The sequence below is a fragment of the Lancefieldella parvula genome, assembly GCF_963530955.1.
GTDB lineage: Bacteria > Actinomycetota > Coriobacteriia > Coriobacteriales > Atopobiaceae > Lancefieldella > Lancefieldella parvula_A.
The window spans coordinates 1-2,993 of the sequence record NZ_CAUSFQ010000122.1; the positions used below are offsets into that span (position 1 = coordinate 1).

At 57.1% G+C, this 2,993-nt stretch carries 2 protein-coding genes; one reads left to right on the forward strand and one right to left on the reverse strand.

The window, feature by feature from the left end:
- Nucleotides 1-188 precede the first annotated feature (188 nt).
- Nucleotides 189-1,340, reverse strand: a complete 1,152-nt coding sequence (locus RWJ43_RS06530) for a LacI family DNA-binding transcriptional regulator (protein ID WP_314009111.1) — start codon at nucleotides 1,338-1,340, stop codon at nucleotides 189-191.
- Between the two features lie 217 nt (nucleotides 1,341-1,557).
- Between RWJ43_RS06530 and RWJ43_RS06535 the strand changes: the two genes are divergently transcribed.
- Complete coding sequence (locus RWJ43_RS06535; RefSeq protein WP_314009113.1) at nucleotides 1,558-2,922, forward strand: PFL family protein; 1,365 nt, start codon at nucleotides 1,558-1,560, stop codon at nucleotides 2,920-2,922.
- Nucleotides 2,923-2,993 lie beyond the last annotated feature (71 nt).

Genomic DNA, 2,993 nt, shown 5'->3' on the forward strand with positions numbered 1-2,993 from the left:
TACAACGTTTGCCCAGATAAAAGTTTTTGAGGCGGTAAAAAATCGTCTTAGTTGGGGATAAATCGGCCAATTTTAAGTTTTCATCCCCAACTAAACGGGTTTTTTACCTTTTTCGGTACATAATTTTGAACCAAAAAATTACGTATTCATAGGAATGAATTTAATTGCACAAATATGCAGAAATCTGATTAGCGACCCAAAACACGCACACTATTCTTCTCAATCATGCGCGGCTCAAGAATTATCTGGATTGACGCGCTGTCATCTTGCGCTTCGATGCCGTTATTTTTACCTGGCACAGCTTCTTGCGTCGCAGCTGATTGCGTTGCAGCTGATTGCGTCGCGGCTTCTTGCGTCGCGACTGCTTCCGCCGCAGCTCTCTGCACAACATCCGCTCCATGCTCGCCCAGACGACGAAACATAATTGAAAGCGCGGCATCAGAAAGCTCATCAACATTTTGCTCAATCGAGGTCAGCGCTGGTTCAAACAGTGCGTCTGAAATGCTGTTATCGTATCCGACAACGGAATAGTCGCGTGGAACATGCAGACCGCGCTCGTACAGATAGCGCAGCAAGCCCAACGCAATATTGTCGGACGTCGCAACAACCGCGGTAGCGTTCACTCGAATCAGCTGCTGAGCTGCAAGATACGCATCAGGAATGTAATAATCGCTGGTCAACACAAGCGACTGATCCAGCTCCAGGCCCTTCTCGCCAAGTGCGCGAACGTAGCCGTTGAGGCGGGCACAGCCGGTGTTGGAAGCGGTGTTAACCATACATGCGATGCGGCGATGACCGTGATCTAGCAGGTATTTTGTGGCCAGATAGCCGCCAAGCTCATTGTTGAACGTGACTTTGTCGCAGTCGAGCGCGTCGATGGTTCGGTCCACCATGACGTACGGCACGGGCAGCTGCTCCAAGTCGGCGATGAGCTGCTTTGAGGCTTCTACCTCGTCGGACGTGATAATAAAGATGCCGTCGGCGCCGCGATTGACCAGTAGTCGCACAAGGTCCGCATCGTTTGACGTGCTGTTATCCGAGTTAGTGATGAACAGCGCGTACCCACGGCGGCGGCACTTCATCTCCAACATCTTTGCAAACGACGAGAAAAACCGGCTCTCGATATTCGGTACGATCAACCCCAGCGTCTGCGTATGCTGCGTGACCAGGCTTCTTGCAATCTGGTTGGGAATGTAGTGTTCGCGACGGGCAACGTCGAGGATGCGGCGACGGTTCTCGTCACTCACGCGCACCGGCCGACCGTTCAGCACCAGCGAAACCGTGGCGGGCGACAGCCCCACCTCGCGCGCAATCGTTTTTAGGGTGACTTTTTCTGCCACGTTACCTCGCAACTTGCCCCGTTTATCGTTGTTGCTTAAGTATAATAGTCGAGAAACCCCTGCGGCTGGTCGTCCGCCAAAAGCCAAGCCTTGTCTCCACACGACAACCGCGCCGCGCCCCGGCACCGCACGCAAGCTGCACTACGCCCCGGCAGCGCACGCAAGCTGCACCTGCGCCCCGGCGCTCGCACGACAACCGCATTCCGAGAGGACGCGCATGAACATCACTCCACAGGAAATCGCCGAAACCCTTGCCATGGTCAGCGAGCAAAACCTTGACCTGCGCACCATCACGATGGGTATCTCGCTCAATAGCTGCGCAGACGAGGACCTGGATCGCATGTGCCAGAAGGTCTACGACCGCATCACGCGCCAGGCCGAACACCTGGTGTCCGTGGCCGAGGACCTGGAGCGCGAGTACGGCATCCCCATTGCCAACAAGCGCGTTTCCGTCACGCCAATCGCGCAAATTGCGGCGTGTACCTCAGCGCAAGACCTGACCCCGCTTGCTTACACGCTTGACCGCGCGGCCGAGACGCTGGGCATCGACTTTTTGGGTGGCTTCTCGGCACTGGTCCACAAGGGCCTTGGTGACGCCGACCGCCGACTCATCGCATCCATCCCCGAGGCGCTGGCCACCACGTCGCGCGTCTGTTCCTCGGTAAACGTCGCATCTACGCGCGCGGGCATCAACATGGACGCCGTTCTGCTCATGGCCAAAACCGTGCTCGAAGCCGCTCGTCGCACCACTGACATTCAATGCTACGGTGCCGCTAAGCTGGTCGTTTTTGCCAACATGGTGGAGGACTCCCCCTTCATGGCCGGCGCAGTCCACGGCAGCGGAGAGGCAGACGCCGTCATTAACGTGGGCGTTTCCGGTCCTGGCGTCATGGCTGCGGCTCTCGCCGAGCTCCCCAACTCCGCAAACCTCATGGACGTTGCCGAGAAGATCAAACAGACGGCATTCAAGATTACCCGCGCGGGCGAGCTGATGAGCCGCGAGGCCTCAAGGCGCCTAGGTGTCGAGAAGGGCATCGTAGACCTCAGTCTTGCGCCTACCCCTGCAGCTGGCGATTCCGTCGCTAAGATTCTGGAGCTCATCGGTGTTGGCGAATGCGGCGGCCCCGGAACAATCTGCGCGCTTGCCCTGCTTAACGATGCTGTCAAAAAGGGCGGCGTCATGGCGTCGTCCAGCGTTGGCGGCCTGTCCGGCGCATTCATCCCGGTCTCCGAGGACGCGGGCATGATTCGCGCAGCTCAAGACGGTGCGCTTTCTCTCGAGAAACTCGAGGCAATGACCTCAGTGTGCTCCGTTGGTTTGGACATGATTGCTATTCCTGGTGATTCCTCTGTGGAAACCATCGCGGGCATCATCGCAGATGAGATGGCCATCGGCGTCATCAACACCAAGACCACGGCGGTCCGCGTTATCCCAGCTATCGGTTACAACGAGGGCGACGTCCTGGAGTTTGGTGGTCTCTTTGGATCCGCGCCCATCATGCCGGTCAACCAGTTTGCGGGCACGGTGCTTGCCCACCGTGGCGGTCGCTTCCCCGCTCCGCTTAATTCACTCAAGAACTAGCAAGAGAGCCTCCATATCTGAACTGCCTCCCATTTCTTGGACATAAGAAATGGGAGGCAGTTCATATGCGG

Coding starts and splice junctions, on each gene's coding strand:
- RWJ43_RS06535 (WP_314009113.1), top strand. CDS start 1,558: ATGAACATCACTCCACAGGAAATCGCCGAAACCCTTGCCATGGTCAGC.